The organism is Rouxiella sp. S1S-2 (genome assembly GCF_009208105.1).
Taxonomy (GTDB): Bacteria; Pseudomonadota; Gammaproteobacteria; order Enterobacterales; family Enterobacteriaceae; genus Rouxiella.
Window position 1 is genome coordinate 2,799,121 of sequence record NZ_WFKL01000001.1, and the last position, 20,766, is coordinate 2,819,886.

Genomic DNA, 20,766 nt, shown 5'->3' on the forward strand with positions numbered 1-20,766 from the left:
AGGACTTATGTTTGATTTTGATACCCCAATTGACCGCCACGGTACCTGGTGCACCCAGTGGGACTATGTTGCAGACCGTTTCGGACGCGCAGACCTGCTGCCCTTCACTATCTCGGACATGGATTTCGCCACCGCGCCGTGCATAGTAGACGCCCTTCACCAGCGCACACAACACGGCGTGTTTGGCTACAGCCGCTGGCAACAGCAAGACTTCCTCGGCGCTATTGCCCACTGGTACGAAACACGATTCAACAGCCGCATAAAAACTGAGGATCTTATTTATGGCCCCTCGGTTATTTACATGGTGGCGCAGTTTATTCGCCAATGGAGTCAACCGGGCGACGGTGTGTTGACGTTTACCCCTGCCTATGATGCTTTTTATAAAACCATCAGTGGAAATCAGAGAAAAATCATATCTTCGCCATTGCATAAAAAAAACAACCAGTGGCTGATGGACGAATCCTTGCTGGAATCTCAGCTTGCCGACCCCGCCTGCAAAATTCTGCTGCTGTGTAGCCCGCACAATCCTACCGGTAAAGTCTGGACTGCCGCCGAGCTAAACACCCTTGCACAGTTATGTGAGCGCCACCACGTCAAGGTAATTAGCGACGAAATACATATGGACATGGTGTGGGGTAATAATCGTCATATCCCTTGGTGTGAGGTTGGCAGCAAGGACTGGGTGCTAGTCACTTCCGGTTCAAAAACCTTCAATATTCCGGCATTAACCGGTGCCTATGGCCTGGTGAGTCATGCCGAGGATGGCGCAAACTATTTACAACAGCTCAAAAATACCGACGGACTTTCTTCGCCGTCTGTGCTGGCCGTTTTGGCACACATCACCGCCTATCGCCAAGGAGAATCTTGGCTTGAGGCTCTTCACCATTATCTCGAGCGTAATCTTGATTATGTTGCACAGCGGCTTAACCAGGCATTTCCCGAGATAAACTGGCAACCGCCGCAGTCGACCTATTTGGCATGGATAGATATAAAAGCATTAAATATCAATGATGATACGCTTCAGAATGCGTTAATTAACCGTCAGGGCGTAGCCATTATGCCGGGTGCCACCTATGGGCCAGAGGGCCAGGGGTTCTTACGACTCAACGTCGGTTGTCCACGCATAAAGCTGGAACAAGGTCTCGATAAGCTCATTGCTGGTATTCACGCAGTGAGAGAAATGCCGTTGCGGTAGGCCAATCCATCCCAGACAAGGCTTTTTGCCTACGGTAGAAAGCCTTGTCTAATTTCCTGTGACCGTATGGCATACAAAATCAGCAGTCAAACCAGAACGCCGTGCCAGCGGCGCTTGAAAACGCTATAATGGTTTGCACTTTATCTACTATAAAAAATGGGTGCTGCCAATGATTGACTCTCGTCTTCCCCTCACTGATATACACCGCCACCTTGATGGCAACATTCGCGCCCAGACTATTCTTGATTTAGGTCGTCAATTCAATATCTCTCTGCCCGCCAACGAACTTGACGCTTTACGCCCGCACGTGCAAGTGATGGAAACAGCGCCAGATCTGGTGAGTTTCCTGCAAAAGCTCGACTGGGGCGTGGCCGTATTAGGCTCATTGGACGCCTGTCACCGTATTGCACAGGAAAATGTCGCCGATGCGGCAAGAGCCGGTATCCACTATGCCGAACTGCGTTTTTCACCTTATTACATGGCAATGAACCATAAACTCCCGGTCGCGGGCGTGGTTGAAGCCGTGATCGATGGCGTTCGCCGTGGCTGCCGCGACCACGATATTGACGTGAACCTGATTGGGATTTTGAGTCGCACCTTTGGCGAAGAAGCCTGCCTTCAAGAGCTTGACGGCCTGTTGGCGCATAAGGATGGCATTACCGCGCTGGATTTAGCCGGTGACGAGCTGGGCTTTCCCGGTAGCCTGTTTCTCGACCACTTCAACCGCGGGCGCGATGCGGGCTGGCACATAACCGTGCATGCCGGTGAAGCGGCAGGTCCAGAAAGTATCTGGCAGGCTATTCGCGAACTCGGCGCCGAGCGTATTGGCCATGGCGTGAAAGCCGCCGAAGACCCGGAGCTGATGGACTTCCTGGCCAAGCATCAGATTGGTATCGAGTCATGCTTGACCTCAAACATTCAAACCAGCACTGTTTCATCACTTGATAAGCATCCACTGGCCCTCTTCCTGCGCCACGGCGTACTGGCCTCGATCAATACTGACGATCCTGCGGTTCAAGGCATCGAAATTGCGCATGAGTATAAAGTTGCGGCACCGGCTGCGGGCCTGACGGCGGCAGAAATCCGTCAGGCGCAGTTAAACGGCCTGAGCATGGCGTTTCTAAGCGATGCCGACAAGCAGCGTATCCGCGTGAAAGTCGAAGGGTAATTTTTCAGCGTCTAGATTACATAAGCAAGCGCTGCAACGTTAAATCCAAAGGGCCAGAGAGTGTTCTGGCCCTTTGGGGTAATGTCAATTACGGTCAAAAGCTCGTTATCAATGGGGAATCAACACAGTCTTTTGCTGCTGTGCCGATTGTATTCCTAACTCAATTAACTCCATCACGCGAATAGCCTGCTCGGCGGTCACCGGATTTTTACCCTGCCCGTTGATGGCGTCACGCACTCCTGCATAATAAGCCGGATAGTTTCCTGGAATAGTCAGCAGGCTTTTCTCTGCCATCACTCCGTCGTGACTCAGCGTCACCACGCCGTCACGCATGTCATAACCCCAGTCAGGCTGTGGCAAACGCTCGCCGGCTTTAAGGCGATCTTCCTGCGGGTCAAGGCCGTACTTAATGTAACTGCCCTTTTCACCCTGCACAATATAACGTGCCGTTTCAGCCGCCGCATAAACGGTGCCGTGCAGCACAACGCGACGACGAGGATAGGTTAATACGGTGTTGAAATAGTCCACCGCCTTAGCACCCGGCCGCAGCATCGCCTGATCGGATTGAATAGCATCAGGTACGCCAAATAGCTCAATCGCCTGGTCTAACAGGTGTGAACCCAGGTCATACCAAATTCCACTGCCCAACTCCGCCGACTCACGCCAGCGCGTTTGTACCTGTGGACGGAAGCGGTCGTAGTGAGATTCAAAATAGATGATTTCACCGAGTGACCCTTCTTTTATCAAGGCTTTAAGGGTCAGAAAATCGGCGTCCCAGCGGCGGTTGTGAAAGACTGAAAGCAGTTTGCCTTTTTCTTCCGCCAGAATATTTAGCGAACGCGCTTCACCCAGCGTTACGGTAAACGGCTTGTCGACTATCACATGTTTACCGGCTTCCAGCGCCTGCTGCGCAAGCGGGAAATGGGTCGTATTTGGCGTTGGGATCACCACCAAATCGATGGTTGGATCATCGAAAACCTGCTGCGGTGAGTCGACAACCTTCACTGACGGCCAGTCCGCATGAACCTTAGTCGCATCACTGCTCGACACCACCGCCAGCTCCAGGCCCGGCGTGCCGGAAATCAATGGAGAATGGAATGTTTTACTGGCAAAGCCATAGCCAATAATCCCAACGCGTAAAGCAGTTGTCATGGTGTGCTGTCCTTAGATTTGTTACAAAAATGTTGAAGTATTCTACCCCAAAAAGGCACTAATTCATGTACTTGTATCACACTATCTTGCCTCGTTGAGGTAGCGCAACGTGCTATGCCGCTTCCTTCACCCATACGCTAACGCTGCCGCCGTTGCTGCGAAACTCAGCGGCGCCCTGGTCATCACACTGCACCGCAGAATCGACATTGCCGGTTATGTCTTTCCACTGGCTGTTAGAAAATTCATCGCCAAGAATAATGTGTTTAACGCCGTCGCCCTCGTTTGACATCACCACCACGCAGCCGGGTTTTTCCGCCGTTCCGCTGCGCACAAAGGCGATACAGTGCGGGTCGTCCAAATAGTCAGTTTGTACTCCCCAGGCGTACTGCTGGCGCGCGCTTATCAGCGTTTCGAGTTCTGTGACTTTGTTTAGCTCAATTTGGTGAGTATTGCCGTCGTCGCCGCTGTCTTCATAGCTTGCGCCAAACAGGTCAGGATAGAAAATGGCCGGCAGGCCCTGCTCGCGCAGCAGAATCAGCGCATAAGCTAAGGGTTTGAACCAGGGTTCCACAGGGATTTCTAGAGACTGCAACGGTTGGGTGTCATGGTTGGCAACGATAGTCACGGCATGCCAAGGATCGGCCTGCAACAGCGAGCCGTCAAAGACGGTACGTAAATCGTAGTCTTTTCCACCTTTGGAGGCATTATGAAAATTAAGCAGCAAAGGCGCATCAAAGAGCATGGTCTTGCCTTCAACCTGATGAATATACTGCTGCAACTTGTCCGTTTCGAATGACCAGTACTCGGCGACGATGAACATCGGTTCACTCGCAGCCTCTTGAATACTGTCGATCCACTCCTTATAGAACCAGGCAGGAATGTGTTTCACCGCGTCAAGACGAAAGCCAGTGCACGGAACCTGTTCAATCACCCAGCGGGCCCAGAACTTTAACTCCTCTCTGACGGCGTTGTTGCGAAAATCGATATTGGCCCCCATCAGGTAGTCGAAGTTGCCAAACTCATCGTCAACCTCTACGTTCCAGCCTTCAGCAGTATAGTCGTTCACTATCTTGAATACGCCCTGCTCGTCGGGGTTTTCAATGTGATCTACGCCGCTGAAACAGTGATAATCCCAAACAAATTCAGAGTATTGCCCACCACGCCCGGCGAAGGTGAAACGTGTCCACGCCTCGGCGTCGATCACCTCTTCGTCAATTTCTTCGCGATTTTCCTCAGAGACGCGGTTGACTTTGATTTGCTCTTTTTCGTCGGCACCCATTTTGTGGTTGAGCACCACGTCGAGCAACACGCCCACGTTGTGCGAACGCAGTTTTTCAACCGCAGCAATCAGTTGTGCCTTATCTCCGTACTTGGTGGCCACGCTACCTTTTTGGTCAAACTCCCCCAAATCAAAGAGATCATAGGTGTCGTATCCGACTGAATATCCGCCCGACTCCCCTTTACTGGCCGGTGGCAGCCACGCCATGGTGATGCCGATAGAGGCCAGCCACTCGGCCTTTTCGGCAACTTCTGGCCAGAGTTTTCCGCCATCAGGGTAATACCAGTGAAAAAATTGCAGCAGCGTCGGATTTTCCATGTAATGCATTTCCATCTGTGGGAGGTCATTAATAAATAGCCCACTTTTAGGTGTTTTGGAGGGAAGTTGAGGTGATATTTTTAGGAGATGGCGTTGATTATTGAGAGCAAAAATTGGGGACATGCATTAAGAGACTGTTATTCATGCACAATTGGCTGCATGCGCAGCCAATGTTTCGTCATGACATCCTGTCTCAAAACTGATAGGTGGCAGCGTTTTCACTCTGCGTTCGGTATGGCTTGGCCGGGTAATTAATCTCTATGCTGCGGCGACGAAAATCACTTGGGCTAACCCCGACTCTTTTGCGGAAAACGCGGGAGAAATAGAGCTGATCGTCGTAACCCACCACGCGGCCAATCGTGGCTATCGACTCCTGAGTGGTTTGCAACAGCAGTTTGGCGCGGATAACTCTTTGGTCTTCTCGCCAGCGCAGAATGTTTATCCCCACTTGTTCGCGGAAAAGATGCGCAAGGCGTGAAGGGGAAAGGCAAACATGGCGCGCAACTTCATCAATGCGCAGCTCACCTGCCAGATTACCGGTAATAAACTGACAGGCTTCAATCACCCGTGGGTCCATGATTTTTTGCGGACTTTGCGGGTCTTCTTCCATTGCACGCAGCAGCAGTCTTTCGAGCAAATTCATGCCCAACTCCTCGCCAAACCGACGCCCAGACTTTTGAGTCTGTTCGATATTGGCAAACAGGCGGTCAAACTCGAGCAGCAAGGTGTTGTTCGGTAAGGATAAACGACCTACATCGCGGGTTTTTGTGTGCCACTCCAGCCAGTCAGCCCAGTAGGCACGTGGGCGAAAATAGACCCAGCGATGATACCAGCAGTCGCTATGGGTCGAGCGACTGTAAAGATGGCGCGCCTTGGGCGGAAACAGCAGCAGGTCGCCGGGATTGCAATAAAAAGTGTCTTCGCCGTCAAACACTTTTCCCTGGCCCTTCACGGTCAGATTAAGGATAAAACCCTTCATGCCGCCGGGCCTGTCGATAGAAAAATCGAGCGGGCCCTCGGCCTGAATAGGCGTCATTCCTGCGACCAGATATGCATTAAAGCTGTAACCGGGAAGTAACGGATTCGACTGCTGATCTTCAATCATGCGGTGATACATCGGGCCTCCTTAAATCATCACGCTGGTCTACCCATTCTATCGGGCAATAGAATTACTGCCCGATTGCGTTAAAGAATTGTGAAGGAAATACACTTTTCTTGGCATTTAACCTTCGAAAGGCCCATTTAAAAACTGGAATCGTTTACACAGCACGTTTGGCCTTCTGTTTATAGCGGTCGAAAATCACCGCAGCCAGCAGGATCAGACCGCGCACCACGTACTGGGAAAACGGCGAAATGTTCAGCAGATTCATGGCATTTTCCACCGTTCCCAAGATCAGCACGCCGGCGACCACGTAAGAAATTTTACCGATCCCTCCCTTGAGAGAGACACCACCCAGCACACAGGCGGAGATGACGATCAACTCATAACCCAGCGAGGTCATAGGCTGGCCGCTGGTCATGCGTGAAGCCAAGATAATCCCGGCCGCTGCCGACACCAGTCCCGACAGCACAAAGATAATGATTTTAGTGCGCACGACCGGCACCCCGGCCAGACGCGCCGCCTCCTCGTTACCGCCAATAGCCAACGTGTTGCGGCCAAATGTAGTTTTGTTAAGCAGCAGGCCAAAGGCAATCAGGCAGCCCACGGTTATCCAGATGGGCGCAGGAAGCCCAAACCAGTTGGCGTAGCCGAGCGCAAAGAAACGTTCGTCTTCAATGCCCACCGCCTTACCGTCGGAGATGATATATGCCAGTCCACGCACAATTTGCATGGTGGCCAGCGTGGTAATCAACGCATTAATTTTCAGGCGTGCAATAACAAAGCCGTTAACCAAACCAGAAAGCATACCCAGCAGCAGACCCGCGCCAACGCCAATCCATAGGCTTTCGGTTATATTTATCACCACCGCCGTGGTCACGCCCGCACAGGCAATCACCGAGGCTACGGACAGGTCGAAATCTCCCGACGCCAGGCAAAACAACATGCCGCAGGCCACCATGCCGGACATTGATATCGCCAGTCCCAGCCCTTTCATGTTGATAAATGAACTAAAGTTAGGCACGAAGATGCTGCAGGCAATGAACAGCGCGGCAAACACCACCAGCATGCCGTAGCTGTCCCAGATGCGCATCAGGCTTCGGCCCCCGCGCGAAGCGGCGTTCGGCTGCTCAGGTTTGGTTGTATTCGTTGTCATACTGGACATCATTTAACTCCTGCTTTTGCTTAAATCCGCACTGGCGCGCACTCAGGCGGCATCCGGGGTGGTTTCTGGGTTCAATTCGGGGGTACGCAGCATCGCCAACCCCAGCGCTTTCTCTTCTGTTGCCTCTTCGTGGGTCAGCTCTCCGGAAATTGAGCCTTCACGCATCACAATAATTCTGTCGGCCAGCCCCAGCACTTCCGGCAGGTCGCTGGAAGCAAATAGCACGGCGATCCCCTGCCTGGCCAATGCATAAATCACGTTATAAATTTCATGCTTGGCGCCCACATCGATACCTCGCGTTGGCTCATCCAGCAGAATGACTTTCATCTCCTCCGACAGCCAGCGACCAAGAATGGCCTTTTGCTGATTGCCACCTGAAAGATTCATGATCAACTGCTCTGGCCCCGGCGTTTTGATGTTTAATCCTTTAATTTGTTTATCCGCATTAGTCTGCTCCCAGCGGTTGTTGATTAAACACCCGGCCTTCAGGCTTTTACGACGCGCACTGATATTGATATTGTCGCGCACTGAGTGCACAGGAATAATTCCGTCGGCCTTGCGGTCTTCAGGGCACAGCATGATCCCGTGGCGAATCGCTTCGATGGGCGTAGTAATTTTCAGCGGCTTGCCGTCAAGAAAAAGCTGCCCGCCGGTAATTTTGGTACCGCCAAACACCCCTTTCATCAGTTCACTGCGCCCGGCGCCCACCAGCCCAAATAGGCCGACAATCTCGCCCTGACGCACTGTCAGGCTGATAGTGGATTTCACGCCTGGGGCCTTCACCTCATCAAGCTGTAAACGCACATCACCCAGCGGGCGTGGCTGATAGCCATAAACATCCCCTAGGTTACGCCCCACCATTGCCTGCACAAGGCTGTCGTGATTGACCTTCTGCATATCGTTGAAGGTGCGCACATAGCGCCCATCTTTAAACACGGTGATGGCGTCGCTGAGTGCAAAAATCTCCTCCATACGGTGTGAAACATAAATAATCACCCGCCCTTCGGCCCGCAGCTCGCGGATAACCCGAAACAGTTGCTCGATTTCGCGCGCTGACAGCGAACTGGTCGGTTCATCAAAGGCGATAACTTTGGCGTTACGCGCCAGCGCTTTAGCAATTTCGACCATCTGCCACTGGCCGATAGAGAGATATTTCAGCGGCGTATCGGGGTCAATATCCAGCCCCAGATGTTCAAGCTGCAGCTTTGCCTCATAGCGCAGCAGCTTGCGATTAACCCAACCACGACGGCTTGGCAACTGACCGAGATAGATATTTTCCGCCACCGTCATTTCAGGCACCAGGTGCAGCTCCTGATAAATAATTGCCACGCCCGCGTCTAGCGCATCGGTGGTGTGATTAAAGGTCACCGGCTGACCTTTGAGCAGAATTTGTCCCTGACTTGGGCTGTAGTTCCCGCTGAGAATTTTAAGCAGCGTCGATTTTCCCGCGCCATTTTCGCCCATAAGCGCGTGAATTTGACCGGCATAGCAGTCAAAACTAATGCCCTCCAGCGCCTTGACGCCGGGAAATGTTTTACCGATCCCCTGAAAGGTTAAATAGGGTTGGCGAAGATCAAACGCTTCCAGAGAAGGGATCGGCAGAGACGACGATGTGGGAGAGATTGAAGACATAGCGGCAACCTTTTGAACATAAACGTGCGTTAACGCAATGGGTCTTTCCACTGGACAAAACCCATCGCTTACTCTGTGACTTAGCGTGGCAACTCAGTGCCGTTATTTACCGCCCAGACCTTTTTTATCCAGCTCGACCTTAAAGTTGTCGCGGGTGATCAGCACCACGTCGGTCACTTCGGTAAATTTCGGTGGCTCTACGCCCTTGGTTACCCAGTCATTAAGCATCTGAATACTTTTATAGCCATGTACGTCCGGGCTTGGCAGCAGTGAGCCGTAGAAACCGGTCTGCTCTTTTTTCGACAGTTCGTTAACCGCGTCAACACCGTTGATGCCGATGCCAATCACGTTAGCCGCTTTGAAACCTTGTCCCTCGGTGGCACGCACGCCGCCAAGAACGGTGTTGTCATTCATGCCCAGAATTAGCCAGTTTTTAACATTGGGATGCTGCACCAGCAGTGAGTTTCCGGCGTCAAGCGCGCCAGGAATATCGTTGGATTTAGTCGGCACCTTGTAGATTTGTGCCACAGGGAAACCGGCGGCCTTCAGCGCGTCCATTGACCCCGTCGTACGACGACGTGCGGTGTCGAGCTCATCGGCAGTGATCGCCATTACCCCGGTATCAGCCACGTTCCAACCACGTTTCTGCATCTCTTTATAAAGCTCTTGCCCTTGACGTTCGCCAATTTTGCTGGCGGCCATCATCACCAATGGCACGTCATCCATGGGTTTACCCTTGGCATTAACAAACTGGTCATCAACGGCAATCACCTTCAGACCATAGCTTTTGGCCTTGGCCATAATTGCTGGGCCAAGCCGCGGGTCGGGCGTGCAGATAACAAAGCCTTTAGCACCGTTGGCCGCCAGACTGTCTATCGCATTCAGCGTTTTCTCACCGTCGGGGACGGCAATTTTAATCACCTGGAAGCCGAGATCTTTTCCTGCTTTGTCTGCAAATCGCCATTCAGTCTGGAACCACGGCTCTTCCGGTTGCTTGACCAAAAAGCCTAGCTTCTCAGTATCCGCCATAGCTGAATGTGACATAAAAGCAGCCAACCCAATTGCCGCCAACGCCTTAGTGAATTTATGCATGATGCTCTCCGACCTTTTATTGTTGTTACCGGCACAAGTGGGTGCTGGCGTGAAAACGTTATCAGTAGGGTGTTTCTTAAAAAACCGACTAATAAACCTTGATATACGGGTATCGGTGATTGAGTGGAGTCAAGTCGAGGTAAGTTTTAGCTGGAATAATTTCTTAATATGTAGAGCGCTATCACAATTAAAAATTACAGCCATTCTGTGCATATATTCAGCGATTTTAACCAAATAGTAACTTTATGACCGGCCTCACATAACCGATTTAGGGAGCAGAAAAGTACATACTTCCAGCTAATGTCTCCTCACTGCATTCCTGCCGCTGCTTTTATGGTTATCAACAGCAAAAGCCAGACAGGTTTTAACTGGCTCAAACCAGAGACGTTAAGCAAATAAATTTTAAGGGGATAACCATGGCGCAAGGTGCAATTGCTCTTGGTCTGGATTTTGGCAGCGATTCGGTGCGCGTACTGGCAGTGGACTGCCACAGTGGCAAAGAGATGGATACCGACGTGGTCTACTACCCGCGCTGGCAAGAAGGATTGTACTGCCACGCCGGAAAAAACCAGTTCCGACATCATCCGCTTGACTATATAGAGGCGATGGAAAGCGCGATTAAGAATCTGCTTCAGCGCCTGGGACCAGACGCCAGCGCACGCATCATTGGCATCGGTGTTGACTCCACGGGATCAACGCCTGCGCCGATTGACGAACACGGGCAGGTGCTGGCACTGAAACCGGAATTTGCCGACAACCCCAACGCCATGTTTGTGCTGTGGAAAGACCATACTGCAATTAACGAGGCCGAAGAGATAAACCGCCTGTGTCGCAGCGGCGAATTCCCTGACTACACCCGCTACATCGGCGGCGTGTATTCGTCGGAGTGGTTCTGGGCCAAAATTTTGCACGTTTCACGCGAGGACAGCGCAGTACGTGAAGCCGCCGCCTCATGGGTAGAACTTTGCGATTGGGTTCCCGCCCTGCTCTCCAATACCACGGCACCGGCGAGCATTGTGCGCGGCCGCTGCAGCACGGGGCATAAAATGCTCTGGCATCCTTCCTGGGGAGGCTTCCCGCCGCGAGATTTTTTTGCCGCGCTCGACGACTGTCTGGTCGAGAATCTACCTTACCCGCTGTTTAGTGATACGCAAACCGCCGAGAAGCCCGTGGGTCAACTCAGTGCCGAGTGGGCACGGCGCCTCGGACTTTCAACCTCGGTAGTGATTTCCGGCGGTGCCTTTGACTGCCATATGGGCGCGGTCGGCGCCGGTGCTCAGCCCTATACACTAGTTAAAGTGATCGGCACCTCAACCTGCGACATTTTAATTGCTGACAAACAGCGGGTCGGTGACCGAGCTATTGCCGGGATCTGCGGACAAGTCGACGGCAGCGTAGTACCGGAAATGGTTGGCATGGAGGCAGGACAGTCGGCGTTTGGCGATATGTATGCGTGGTTCGGCCAGATTCTGGGCTGGCCGCTGGTGCAGTTAGCCAGCCGTCATCCTGAGCTGAAACCGCAAATCGGCGAGATGAAAAAGACTCTGCTTTCCGACCTCACCGCTGCATGGGCCGCTAATCCAACACTCGATAATTTGCCGCTGGTGCTTGACTGGTTTAACGGTCGCCGCACGCCTTTTGCCAATCAGCGACTGAAGGGCGTGATAACCGATATCAATCTCGGCACCCAGGCACCGGAACTCTTTGGTGGCTTTATTGCTGCCACCGCCTTTGGGGCCCGCGCCATTATGGAGTGTTTCGAGCAGCAGGATATTCCGGTAGAAAACGTGCTGACACTGGGCGGCATTGCCCGTAAGTCACCGGTTATCATGCAGGTTTGCGCCGACGTGATGAACCGACCCCTGCAAATTGTGGCCTCCGATCAGTGCTGTGCTTTGGGTGCCGCTATTTTTGCTGCTACCGCAGCCGGTGAGTTTGCCTCAATTCCTTTAGCGCAGCAGTCAATGGCTTGCGCAATAGAAAAAACGCTACTGCCGGACCCGCAGCGCGCCGCGCAGTTTCAAAAGCTTTATGAGCGCTATCAGCAATGGTGTCAGGCCTCTGAACCGCTTTTTAACACCGCGACGCCGTCTTGATTTACCCGCTGGCGACAGGCCAGCGGCATAACCTTATCGCTAATCGTGCAGGAGCAAAAAATGGACGTTTTTAAACAACTCGAAGTTTGGTTCGTGATCGGCAGTCAAAATTTGTATGGCGCAGAAACGCTGCGCCAGGTGAAAGACAATGCCGAAAAGGTAGTTAACGGACTGAACGCTTCAGCCGGTCTGCCGATTAAACTGGTACTAAAACCGCTGGCCACCACGCCAGACGAAATCACCACCGTCTGCCGTGAAGCCAACTACAGCAATAACTGTATCGGGATAATAACGTGGCTGCACACCTTCTCTCCTGCCAAAATGTGGATTGCCGGACTGAGCATTTTGCATAAACCTTTGATGCAATTTCATACCCAGTTTAACGCCGAGATCCCGTGGGACTCGATGGATATGGACTTTATGAACCTCAATCAAACGGCCCACGGCGGTCGTGAGTTTGGCTTTATCGGTGCACGCATGCGCCAGCAGCATTCGGTTATTACCGGCCATTGGGAAGACAAAGAGAGCCATCGCCGCATTGCGCAATGGATGCGAGTGGCGGCAGCGAAAAATGAGAGCCAACAGCTCAAGCTGGCGCGATTTGGCGATAACATGCGTGAAGTGGCGGTCACCGAGGGTGACAAAGTGGCCGCGCAGATTAAATTTGGTTACACCGTCAGCGCCTACGGCGTGGGTGATTTGGTTAGCGTCATTGAAGAAGTGAGCCGTGGTGACGTCGATACGTTAATTGAGGAATATGAGTCAAGCTATCAACTAACCGATGCGGTGAAACTTCACGGCGAGAAGCGCGAGAACTTGATTGACGCCGCGCGTATCGAGCTGGGCATGACCCGTTTTCTTGAGCAAGGTAACTTTAAGGCCTTCACCACCAACTTTGAAAACCTGTACGGCATGAAGCAGCTACCCGGACTGGCAGTTCAGCGCCTGATGCAAAAAGGTTACGGCTTTGGCGGCGAAGGCGACTGGAAAACGGCGGCGCTGCTGCGCATTATGAAAGTCATGGCCAGCGGCCTGAAGGGCGGCACTTCGTTTATGGAGGACTACACCTATAACTTCCAGACGGACAATGATTTGGTGGTCGGCTCACATATGCTCGAAGTCTGCCCAAGCATTGCTACCGGCGAAAAACCGATTCTGGACGCGCAGTATCTCGGCATTGGCGGGAAGGCTGATCCGGCAAGACTGATATTCTCGACCCCCGCGGGTCCGGCGGTGAACGCCAGCGTTATCGACATGGGCGACCGCTTCCGCCTGCTGGTCAATCTGGTGGATACCATCGAGCAGCCCAAACCGCTGCCAAAACTGCCAGTGGCGCGGGCAATCTGGAAAGCCCAGCCCTCTCTGGCAACCGCAGCCGAAGCGTGGATCCTCGGCGGCGGTGCGCACCATACGGTGTTCTCGCAGGCGCTGGACATCGATTACCTGCGTCTTTACGCCGAGCTGCACAATATCGAGCTACTGGTTATCGACAATCGAACCACGCTGCCGGATTTCAAAAATGAACTGCGGTGGAACGAGGTTTATTACAAGCTTTGCAGTCATTAATTCTTTCGTTTAGCGCCTTCCTTCGCTCATTTCAGTGGGGGAAGGCCCACCGCCTCCTCAACAACCCCCGACGTTGAATAATTCATATCCAACCTCCCTATTTCTAAGGCAAAAAGTGATATTTTTTACGCTGTTGCACAGCAATCACATGATCACGATAGCGACGAATCCATTCCCGCGTTAAGCTATTGCGCCTTGAATGTCTAAATCCGTCGTCTAACGCACCGCTAACACAGGCTGCACCAGATTTGACGGTCGAAAATATCAATGAAATAGGGTTAACTATGTCTCAAAATTCTGGCTATCAGCGTATCGGCGGCTGGCTATTGGCCCCAATGGCGTACCTGATCGTCAATTTGATGAGTGTGGTGTTAATGCTGCTGCTTTATTCAATGGCCATATTTAAGCCTGAATCGCGCGAGTATTTAATCACCAACTCTCAGGCATTTACCATGCAGTGGTATTTCTCTGTCGTCACTACGCTGGTGATGGGCGTATTTACCCTCACCGCGCTGTGGCAATTTTGCCGGCGGGTAAAGTCATTACCAAAAACTTATATTATTTGGCTGCTGTTTACCGTGCTACTGGCCCTAAAAGCTTTTGCTTTTTCGCCCATTAGTGACGACCTTGCCGTGCGCAATTTGTTGTTGCCTCTGCTGGCAGCGGCACTGCTGGTGCCCTATTTCAAGCGCTCCCGTCGGGTTAAAGAAACTTTTACACAATAGTTAGGCACTATCATGACATCATACCTTTTACTGTTTATCGGCACTGTGCTGGTAAACAACTTTGTTCTGGTTAAGTTTCTTGGCCTGTGCCCGTTTATGGGTGTGTCCAAAAAGCTCGAATCGGCCATCGGCATGGGACTCGCCACGACCTTCGTTATTACGCTGTCCAATATTTGCTCGTGGATTGTAAACACCTTTATTCTGATGCCTTTAGGTCTGGTTTATTTGCGGACCATGGCGTTCATTTTGGTGATTGCCGTTGTCGTTCAATTCACCGAAATGGTGGTGCGTAAAACCAGTCCGTCGCTTTATCGTCTTTTAGGCATATTTTTACCGCTTATCACGACCAACTGCGCCGTATTAGGCGTTGCATTGCTCAACATAAACCAACAGCTGAACTTCATGCAGTCTGCTCTCTATGGCTTCGCGGCCTCGATTGGCTTCTCGCTGGTAATGGTGCTGTTTGCCGCCATTCGCGAACGCCTGGTCGTTGCCGACGTCCCAGCGCCATTTCGTGGTTCATCAATTGCATTAGTCACCGCAGGTCTGATGTCTTTGGCCTTTATGGGCTTTACCGGGCTGGTGAAATTCTAATGTTTGAGCTTTGGGTTGCTATTGGTTCACTCAGCGCGATGGCGCTGGTGTTTGGTTTGCTGCTGGGATATGCCTCGCGCCGTTTTGCGGTGGAGGGAAATCCGGTAGTCGATCAGATAGACGATATTCTGCCGCAAAGCCAGTGTGCTCAGTGCGGTTATCCAGGCTGCAAGCCTTACGCCGAGGCAGTAGCCAACGGTGACAAAATCAATAAATGCGTGCCCGGCGGCGAGCCGGTTATGCTGAAACTTGCGACGTTGCTTAACGTTGATCCACAGCCGTTGGACGGTGACGCCGTCGAGGCGGTACCGGTTCGCAGAATTGCTTACATTGATGAAAGCAACTGCATCGGCTGCACCAAGTGCATCCAGGCCTGTCCGGTAGACGCTATTGTTGGTGCGACGCGCGCGGTTCACACCGTCGTCACCGACTTGTGCACCGGCTGTGACCTTTGCGTTGCCCCCTGCCCAACCGACTGCATTGAAATGCTGCCGATTAAAACCACCACCGCGAACTGGAAATGGGACATGAACACCATTCCGGTGCAAATTATTCATGCGGAGTAACATGTTCAATCTGTTTGCTACGCTCAAGAAAGAGAAAATCTGGGACTTTGACGGAGGCATACATCCGCCGGAGATGAAAACTCAGTCTAGCCTGGTGCCCCTGCGCCGGATGCCTCTGCCTGAGCGCTTTATCATTCCTTTACAACAGCATCTTGGACCCGAAGGCGAGCTGTGCGTTAAATCTGGCGATCGGGTTTCAAAAGGCCAGCCGCTGACCACCGGTCGGGGCCGCACGGTGCCGGTTCATGCGCCAACCTCTGGCACGATTAGCGCCATTGAGCCGCATATCACCGCCCACCCTTCGGGTTTGAAAGAGCTGTGTGTCATTATCGACGCCGACGGTGAAGACCGCTGGTGTGAACGGCAGTTTGTTGAGGATTATACTCAGCTCGACGCCGCTGCAATTAATCAGCTGATTCATCAAGCCGGTATTGCCGGTTTGGGCGGCGCGGGTTTCCCAACCGCCAGCAAAATTCAAGGTAGCCTTGGCCATACCAAGATTCTTATCCTGAACGCCGCCGAGTGTGAACCTTATATCACCGCCGACGACCGATTGATGCAGGAGCACGCCGATGAAATTTTGCTCGGTACGCGCATCATGTGCCACATGCTGCATCCTGAGCAGGTATTAATCGGTATCGAGGACAACAAGCCCGAAGCCATTGCCGCCTTAAAAGCCGCTATTAAAAATGAAAATCACCCAGGTGTGAACATTGAGCTGCGCGTGGTGCCAACCAAATACCCTTCCGGCGGAGCGAAACAGCTCACCCGTATTCTCACTGGCAAGGAAGTGCCCAAGGGCAAACACTCCTCCGCGATTGGCGTGCTGATGCAGAACGTCGGCACCGTGTTTGCCATTAAGCGCGCCATTATCGATGCCGAACCGCTGATTGAGCGCGTTGTAACCCTTACCGGTGAGTCGGTTAATAAACCGGGCAATGTTTGGGCCAGACTTGGCACGCCGGTCGCACATCTGATGCGCGAAGGCGATTTTGAGCCACAGAATCAACAAAAGATGGTGATTATGGGCGGGCCGCTGATGGGCTTTACCCTACCGTCACTTGATGTACCGATTGTTAAAATCAGCAACTGTCTGTTGGCACCCTCGGTCAGTGAAATGGGTCAGCCCGAGCAGGAAGAAGCCTGCATCCGCTGTAGCCTTTGCGCCGAATCTTGCCCGGCTGGTCTGTTACCGCAGCAGCTTTACTGGTTCAGTCGCGGTCAGGAACATGAAAAAGCGCGCAACCATAATCTGTTCGACTGCATTGAGTGCGGTGCCTGCGCCTACGTGTGTCCGAGCAATATCCCGCTGGTACAGTACTACCGCCAGGAAAAAGCCGAGATTCGCGCGCTGGATCTCGAAGCCACCCGAGCAACTGAAGCCAAAGCGCGTTTTGAAGCCAAGCAACTGCGCATGGAGCGCGAAAAGCTGGCACGTGATGAAAAGCATAAAAAATCTGCCGTTAAACTTAGCGATGAAGACGCCAGTGTCATTACGCCACAGGTCAGCGCAACAGAGCATAACAAGCCTGCAGTAGACAGTGAGAAAGCCGCCGATCCGCGTCAGGTTGCACTCGCTGCCGCTATCGCCAGAGCTAAGGCCAAAAAAGCCGCCGTGGTGGCCGACGTAGAAGAGGTACCGATTTCCAACGAACCGATCGCCACGCCTGCCGATATGCCCATTGAAGGCGATGCCCGTAAAGCCGCCGTGGCTGCGGCAATTGCCCGCGCCAAGGCGAAAAAAGCGGCAGCTGCCTCCGTCAATGTCGAGGCAGAATTCAAGCCTGAGGCAGCCGAAACCTGTATCGACACGTCACCTGAAGACAAACGTAAAGCTGCCGTGGCCGCAGCAATCGCTCGCGCCAAAGCTAAAAAGGCTGCCGCCTCATCCGAACAGGCTGAAGCAGAACAATCCGTGACACCGTCACCCAAGCCAGTTACAGCGGATACAGTACAATCAGAATCAGAAGGCGATCCCCGTAAAGCTGCCGTAGCAGCAGCGATCGCCCGCGTAAAGGCCCGTAAAGCCGCTCAAGCTCAGACGTTGTCGAGCGAAATGTCGAACGAGGAATAGATGGCTTTTAGAATCGCAAGTTCTCCTTTTACCCATAATCGGCAGAGCACCCGCTCAATTATGCTGATCGTTGTGCTGGCCTGTATTCCGGGCATTGCGGCGCAGGTTTGGTTCTTTGGTTATGGCACGCTCGTGCAGGTGGCGTTGGCTATTTTAATTGCCATTTTGGCGGAAGGTGCCGTTTTACAGTTACGCAAAATGCCTGTTGCAAAACGGCTTGGCGACAACACCGCACTGCTCACCGCCGTGCTGCTCGGCGTAAGTTTACCGCCATTGGCACCGTGGTGGATGATTGTTATAGGCACTATTTTTGCCATTATTATTGCTAAACAGCTTTACGGTGGACTGGGGCAAAACCCGTTTAACCCGGCGATGGTGGGTTATGTTGTGCTGCTTATCTCGTTCCCGGTGCAGATGACAACCTGGCTGCCGCCTGACACCTTGCAGGTCCATCATGTAGGGTTTGTCGATACGCTGCTGACCATTTTTGGCGGCCACGATTCGCACAACATGACCGCCTATCAGCTGCAAATGAATGTCGATGGCATCACGCAGGCCACGCCGCTTGATGGATTTAAAACCGGTCTGCGTTCAGGACACACCGCCGAACAGGTGCTACAGCAACCGCTGTTCAGCGGCATACTTGCCGGTCTTGGCTGGCAGTGGGTAAACCTCGGTTTTCTGGCCGGCGGCGTGTTTCTGATGTGGCGTCGGATTATCAGCTGGCACATTCCAGTCAGCATACTGCTGATGATGGCTTTTTGCGGCACGCTGGCCTGGGTGCTGGACCCAGGCGGCTATTCACCGCCAATCATCGGCCTGTTTTCCGGGGCAACTATGCTGGGTGCATTCTTTATTGCCACCGATCCGGTCACCGCATCCACCACGCCGCGCGGGCGCCTGATTTTTGGCGCGCTGATTGGACTGCTGATCTGGCTGATTCGCGCCTACGGTGGCTATCCTGACGGCGTTGCTTTCGCCGTGCTACTGGCGAACATTACCGTTCCGCTGATTGACCATTACACTCAGCCCCGTGTTTACGGCCATCGCTAAGGAAAAAGTATGTTAGCTACAATGCGCCGCTATGGCGTGACTTTGGCATTTTTCGGCATCCTGATGACGGGTATGACTGCGCTGGTTAATCTTTTAACCAAGCCAACGATTGAGCATCAGGCCCTGCTGCAGCAGAGGAGCCTGTTTGATCAGGTGATCCCTGCCAGCGTGTATGACAACAACATGCAGCAGGAGTGTTACAACGTCACTGATGAATCATTGGGGACGGCTACGCCGCATCGCATGTACCTGGCGCGTAAAAACGGCCAGCCAGTTGCGGCAGTCGTTGAGACTACCGCGCCAGACGGTTATTCTGGTGCAATTCAACTATTGGTTGCCGCTGATTTTCATGGCAAAGTATTCGGTACCCGCGTGCTTGAACAGCATGAGACGCCCGGGCTCGGCGACAAAATTGAAGTGCGCATCTCCGACTGGATCAAAAGCTTTGCTAATCAAACGATTAACGGTGCCAGCGATGCACGTTGGGCGGTTAAAAAGGACGGCGGTATGTTTGATCAATTCACCGGTGCGACCATTACACCGCGGGCCGTGGTCCGCTCTGTAAAACGCACCGCACTCTTTATTGAAACTGTGCCTGCGCAGCTTTCCCACCTCACCCCTTGTGGAGCACGTGATGAGTGAAGCAAAAACACTGATCGTTAACGGACTGTGGAAGAATAACTCCGCGCTGGTTCAATTACTCGGCCTGTGCCCGCTGCTTGCCGTGACTTCCACGGCAACTAATGCACTGGGGCTGGGTTTGGCTACCACCATGGTGCTGACCTGCACCAACGCGATGATTTCAGCCTTCCGACGCTGGGTGCCAAGCGAAATACGTATTCCCATCTACGTGCTAATTATCGCCTCAGTGGTCAGTACCGTGCAGATGTTGATTAACGCCTATGCGTTCGCGCTCTATCAAGCTCTGGGAATTTTTATTCCGCTTATCGTCACCAACTGTATCGTGGTGGGCCGCGCAGAGGCGGTTGCCGCCAACAGTCCGGTGCACCTTGCCGCACTCGACGGCCTGATGACCGGCCTTGGTGCGACGGCAGCCATGTTTACCCTGGGCTCAATGCGCGAAATTATTGGCTCCGGCGTACTGTTTAACGGCGCCGACCTGTTGCTGGGAAGCTGGGCCAAAGTACTGCGCGTGCAGGTGGTTCACTTGGATAATCCCTTCCTGCTGGCGATGTTACCGCCGGGTGCCTTTATTGGTCTTGGCATGCTGCTGGCGGGCAAGTACTTGATTGACCAACGAATGAAGGCACGCGCCGCTGCGCGCGCTGCTCATTCGCTGCCGCAGGGAAATACCGAGAAAGCCTGATGAATAAAGACAAACGCATCAGCATTCTTGAACGTCTGCGAGAGAATAATCCGCACCCAACCACTGAATTGGTGTACACCACCCCTTTCGAGTTGTTAATTGCCGTACTTCTCTCGGCTCAGGCTACTGACGTAAGCGTCAACAAAGCCACTGCCAAACTCTACCCAGTGGCCAATACGCCGCAGGCGATGTGGGACTTAGGCGTTGACGGCGTGAAGGAGTACATCAAAACTATTGGTCTGTTTAACACCAAGGCTGAAAACGTGATTAAAACCTGCCGAATTCTGCTTGATAATCACGCCGGTGAAGTTCCTGAAGACCGTGCCGCGCTGGAAGCGCTGCCAGGCGTGGGGAGAAAAACGGCTAACGTCGTGCTCAACACCGCGTTTGGCTGGCCGACCATTGCCGTAGACACGCACATTTTCCGCGTCTGCAACCGCACGCGTTTTGCACCCGGAGACACCGTTGAAAAGGTGGAGGAAAAGCTGCTGAAAGTCGTCCCCGTTGAATTTAAACTCGACTGCCATCACTGGTTTATTCTGCACGGTCGTTACACCTGCGTGGCGCGAAAACCGCGCTGCGGATCATGCCTGATTGAAGACTTGTGTGAGAGCAAAGAGAAGGTTTACCCGGAAGGGTATTGATTACAAATTTTAGATTAAAGG

At 52.8% G+C, this 20,766-nt stretch carries 18 protein-coding genes; 12 read left to right on the forward strand and 6 right to left on the reverse strand.

All coding sequences use genetic code 11. The features are described from left to right. Window positions 1–7 precede the first annotated feature (7 nt). Window positions 8–1,195 carry a MalY/PatB family protein gene (locus tag GA565_RS13090; protein ID WP_152198814.1) on the forward strand — a complete coding sequence of 396 codons (1,188 nt, stop codon included), beginning with the start codon at window positions 8–10 and terminating at the stop codon, window positions 1,193–1,195. A gap of 169 nt (window positions 1,196–1,364) precedes the next feature. Next, complete coding sequence (gene add, locus GA565_RS13095) at window positions 1,365–2,363, forward strand: adenosine deaminase (protein WP_152198815.1); 999 nt, start codon at window positions 1,365–1,367, stop codon at window positions 2,361–2,363. A 108-nt stretch (window positions 2,364–2,471) separates the two neighbouring features. Here add and GA565_RS13100 read toward each other — a convergent pair whose 3' ends face one another. The 6 genes from GA565_RS13100 to GA565_RS13125 all read right to left on the reverse strand — a co-directional run bounded on the left by GA565_RS13100 (window position 2,472) and on the right by GA565_RS13125 (window position 10,100). Further along, complete coding sequence (locus tag GA565_RS13100; protein ID WP_152198816.1) at window positions 2,472–3,515, reverse strand: oxidoreductase; 1,044 nt, start codon at window positions 3,513–3,515, stop codon at window positions 2,472–2,474. 112 nt (window positions 3,516–3,627) lie between these two features. Further along, on the reverse strand, window positions 3,628–5,112 hold the full coding sequence (gene amyA, locus GA565_RS13105) for an alpha-amylase (RefSeq protein WP_152198817.1): 1,485 nt from the start codon (window positions 5,110–5,112) through the stop codon (window positions 3,628–3,630). A gap of 193 nt (window positions 5,113–5,305) precedes the next feature. Continuing rightward, window positions 5,306–6,229: an arabinose operon transcriptional regulator AraC gene (gene araC / locus GA565_RS13110; protein WP_152198818.1), complete on the reverse strand. Its 924-nt coding sequence runs from the start codon at window positions 6,227–6,229 to the stop codon at window positions 5,306–5,308. A 142-nt stretch (window positions 6,230–6,371) separates the two neighbouring features. Then, a complete protein-coding gene (araH, locus tag GA565_RS13115; protein WP_152201492.1) occupies window positions 6,372–7,376 on the reverse strand; it encodes an L-arabinose ABC transporter permease AraH in 1,005 nt (334 codons plus the stop codon). Window positions 7,377–7,418: 42 nt separating this feature from the next. Further along, window positions 7,419–9,008, reverse strand: a complete 1,590-nt coding sequence (gene araG, locus GA565_RS13120; protein WP_152198819.1) for an L-arabinose ABC transporter ATP-binding protein AraG — start codon at window positions 9,006–9,008, stop codon at window positions 7,419–7,421. A gap of 102 nt (window positions 9,009–9,110) precedes the next feature. Further along, on the reverse strand, window positions 9,111–10,100 hold the full coding sequence (locus GA565_RS13125) for an arabinose ABC transporter substrate-binding protein (RefSeq protein ID WP_152198820.1): 990 nt from the start codon (window positions 10,098–10,100) through the stop codon (window positions 9,111–9,113). 416 nt (window positions 10,101–10,516) lie between these two features. On the opposite strand from GA565_RS13125, the gene GA565_RS13130 reads away from it, so the two are divergent. The 10 genes from GA565_RS13130 to nth all read left to right on the forward strand — a co-directional run bounded on the left by GA565_RS13130 (window position 10,517) and on the right by nth (window position 20,745). Beyond that, complete coding sequence (locus GA565_RS13130; RefSeq protein WP_152198821.1) at window positions 10,517–12,196, forward strand: ribulokinase; 1,680 nt, start codon at window positions 10,517–10,519, stop codon at window positions 12,194–12,196. 60 nt (window positions 12,197–12,256) lie between these two features. After that, entirely contained in the window at window positions 12,257–13,762 is a 1,506-nt protein-coding gene (gene araA / locus GA565_RS13135) for an L-arabinose isomerase (RefSeq protein WP_152198822.1), read from the forward strand. 284 nt (window positions 13,763–14,046) lie between these two features. After that, window positions 14,047–14,487, forward strand: coding sequence for a DUF2569 domain-containing protein (locus GA565_RS13140; protein ID WP_152198823.1), 441 nt, complete (start codon window positions 14,047–14,049; stop codon window positions 14,485–14,487). A 12-nt stretch (window positions 14,488–14,499) separates the two neighbouring features. Further along, complete coding sequence (gene rsxA, locus GA565_RS13145) at window positions 14,500–15,081, forward strand: electron transport complex subunit RsxA (RefSeq protein ID WP_055779570.1); 582 nt, start codon at window positions 14,500–14,502, stop codon at window positions 15,079–15,081. Further along, window positions 15,081–15,647 (forward strand): electron transport complex subunit RsxB, encoded by a 567-nt coding sequence (gene rsxB, locus GA565_RS13150; RefSeq protein WP_084982624.1) that lies wholly within the window; start codon window positions 15,081–15,083, stop codon window positions 15,645–15,647. Before rsxA ends, rsxB begins: the two co-directional genes overlap by 1 nt. Before the next feature lies 1 nt (window position 15,648). Further along, the gene (gene rsxC / locus GA565_RS13155; protein WP_152198824.1) at window positions 15,649–17,721 is read left to right on the forward strand and encodes an electron transport complex subunit RsxC; all 2,073 of its coding nucleotides are present in this window, start codon (window positions 15,649–15,651) and stop codon (window positions 17,719–17,721) included. Further along, a complete protein-coding gene (gene rsxD / locus GA565_RS13160) occupies window positions 17,722–18,774 on the forward strand; it encodes an electron transport complex subunit RsxD (RefSeq protein WP_152198825.1) in 1,053 nt (350 codons plus the stop codon). Window positions 18,775–18,783: 9 nt separating this feature from the next. Further along, complete coding sequence (rsxG, locus tag GA565_RS13165) at window positions 18,784–19,416, forward strand: electron transport complex subunit RsxG (protein ID WP_152198826.1); 633 nt, start codon at window positions 18,784–18,786, stop codon at window positions 19,414–19,416. After that, entirely contained in the window at window positions 19,409–20,101 is a 693-nt protein-coding gene (locus GA565_RS13170; RefSeq protein ID WP_152198827.1) for an electron transport complex subunit E, read from the forward strand. Before rsxG ends, GA565_RS13170 begins: the two co-directional genes overlap by 8 nt. Continuing rightward, complete coding sequence (gene nth / locus GA565_RS13175) at window positions 20,101–20,745, forward strand: endonuclease III (RefSeq protein ID WP_152198828.1); 645 nt, start codon at window positions 20,101–20,103, stop codon at window positions 20,743–20,745. The genes GA565_RS13170 and nth overlap by 1 nt, the downstream gene beginning before the upstream one ends. The last annotated feature ends 21 nt before the right edge of the window (window positions 20,746–20,766 follow it).

What these genes read in the sequence shown, in the direction of transcription:
- nth (WP_152198828.1), top strand. Translation starts at nt 20,101, where the DNA reads ATGAATAAAGACAAACGCATCAGCATTCTTGAACGTCTGCGAGAGAAT.
- araH (WP_152201492.1), bottom strand. Translation starts at nt 7,376, where the DNA reads ATGTCCAGTATGACAACGAATACAACCAAACCTGAGCAGCCGAACGCC.
- GA565_RS13130 (WP_152198821.1), top strand. Translation starts at nt 10,517, where the DNA reads ATGGCGCAAGGTGCAATTGCTCTTGGTCTGGATTTTGGCAGCGATTCG.
- rsxD (WP_152198825.1), top strand. Translation starts at nt 17,722, where the DNA reads ATGGCTTTTAGAATCGCAAGTTCTCCTTTTACCCATAATCGGCAGAGC.
- araC (WP_152198818.1), bottom strand. Translation starts at nt 6,229, where the DNA reads ATGTATCACCGCATGATTGAAGATCAGCAGTCGAATCCGTTACTTCCC.
- GA565_RS13170 (WP_152198827.1), top strand. Translation starts at nt 19,409, where the DNA reads ATGAGTGAAGCAAAAACACTGATCGTTAACGGACTGTGGAAGAATAAC.
- rsxB (WP_084982624.1), top strand. Translation starts at nt 15,081, where the DNA reads ATGTTTGAGCTTTGGGTTGCTATTGGTTCACTCAGCGCGATGGCGCTG.
- araG (WP_152198819.1), bottom strand. Translation starts at nt 9,008, where the DNA reads ATGTCTTCAATCTCTCCCACATCGTCGTCTCTGCCGATCCCTTCTCTG.
- GA565_RS13090 (WP_152198814.1), top strand. Translation starts at nt 8, where the DNA reads ATGTTTGATTTTGATACCCCAATTGACCGCCACGGTACCTGGTGCACC.
- add (WP_152198815.1), top strand. Translation starts at nt 1,365, where the DNA reads ATGATTGACTCTCGTCTTCCCCTCACTGATATACACCGCCACCTTGAT.
- araA (WP_152198822.1), top strand. Translation starts at nt 12,257, where the DNA reads ATGGACGTTTTTAAACAACTCGAAGTTTGGTTCGTGATCGGCAGTCAA.
- amyA (WP_152198817.1), bottom strand. Translation starts at nt 5,112, where the DNA reads ATGGAAAATCCGACGCTGCTGCAATTTTTTCACTGGTATTACCCTGAT.
- GA565_RS13100 (WP_152198816.1), bottom strand. Translation starts at nt 3,515, where the DNA reads ATGACAACTGCTTTACGCGTTGGGATTATTGGCTATGGCTTTGCCAGT.
- GA565_RS13140 (WP_152198823.1), top strand. Translation starts at nt 14,047, where the DNA reads ATGTCTCAAAATTCTGGCTATCAGCGTATCGGCGGCTGGCTATTGGCC.
- GA565_RS13125 (WP_152198820.1), bottom strand. Translation starts at nt 10,100, where the DNA reads ATGCATAAATTCACTAAGGCGTTGGCGGCAATTGGGTTGGCTGCTTTT.
- rsxG (WP_152198826.1), top strand. Translation starts at nt 18,784, where the DNA reads ATGTTAGCTACAATGCGCCGCTATGGCGTGACTTTGGCATTTTTCGGC.
- rsxA (WP_055779570.1), top strand. Translation starts at nt 14,500, where the DNA reads ATGACATCATACCTTTTACTGTTTATCGGCACTGTGCTGGTAAACAAC.
- rsxC (WP_152198824.1), top strand. Translation starts at nt 15,649, where the DNA reads ATGTTCAATCTGTTTGCTACGCTCAAGAAAGAGAAAATCTGGGACTTT.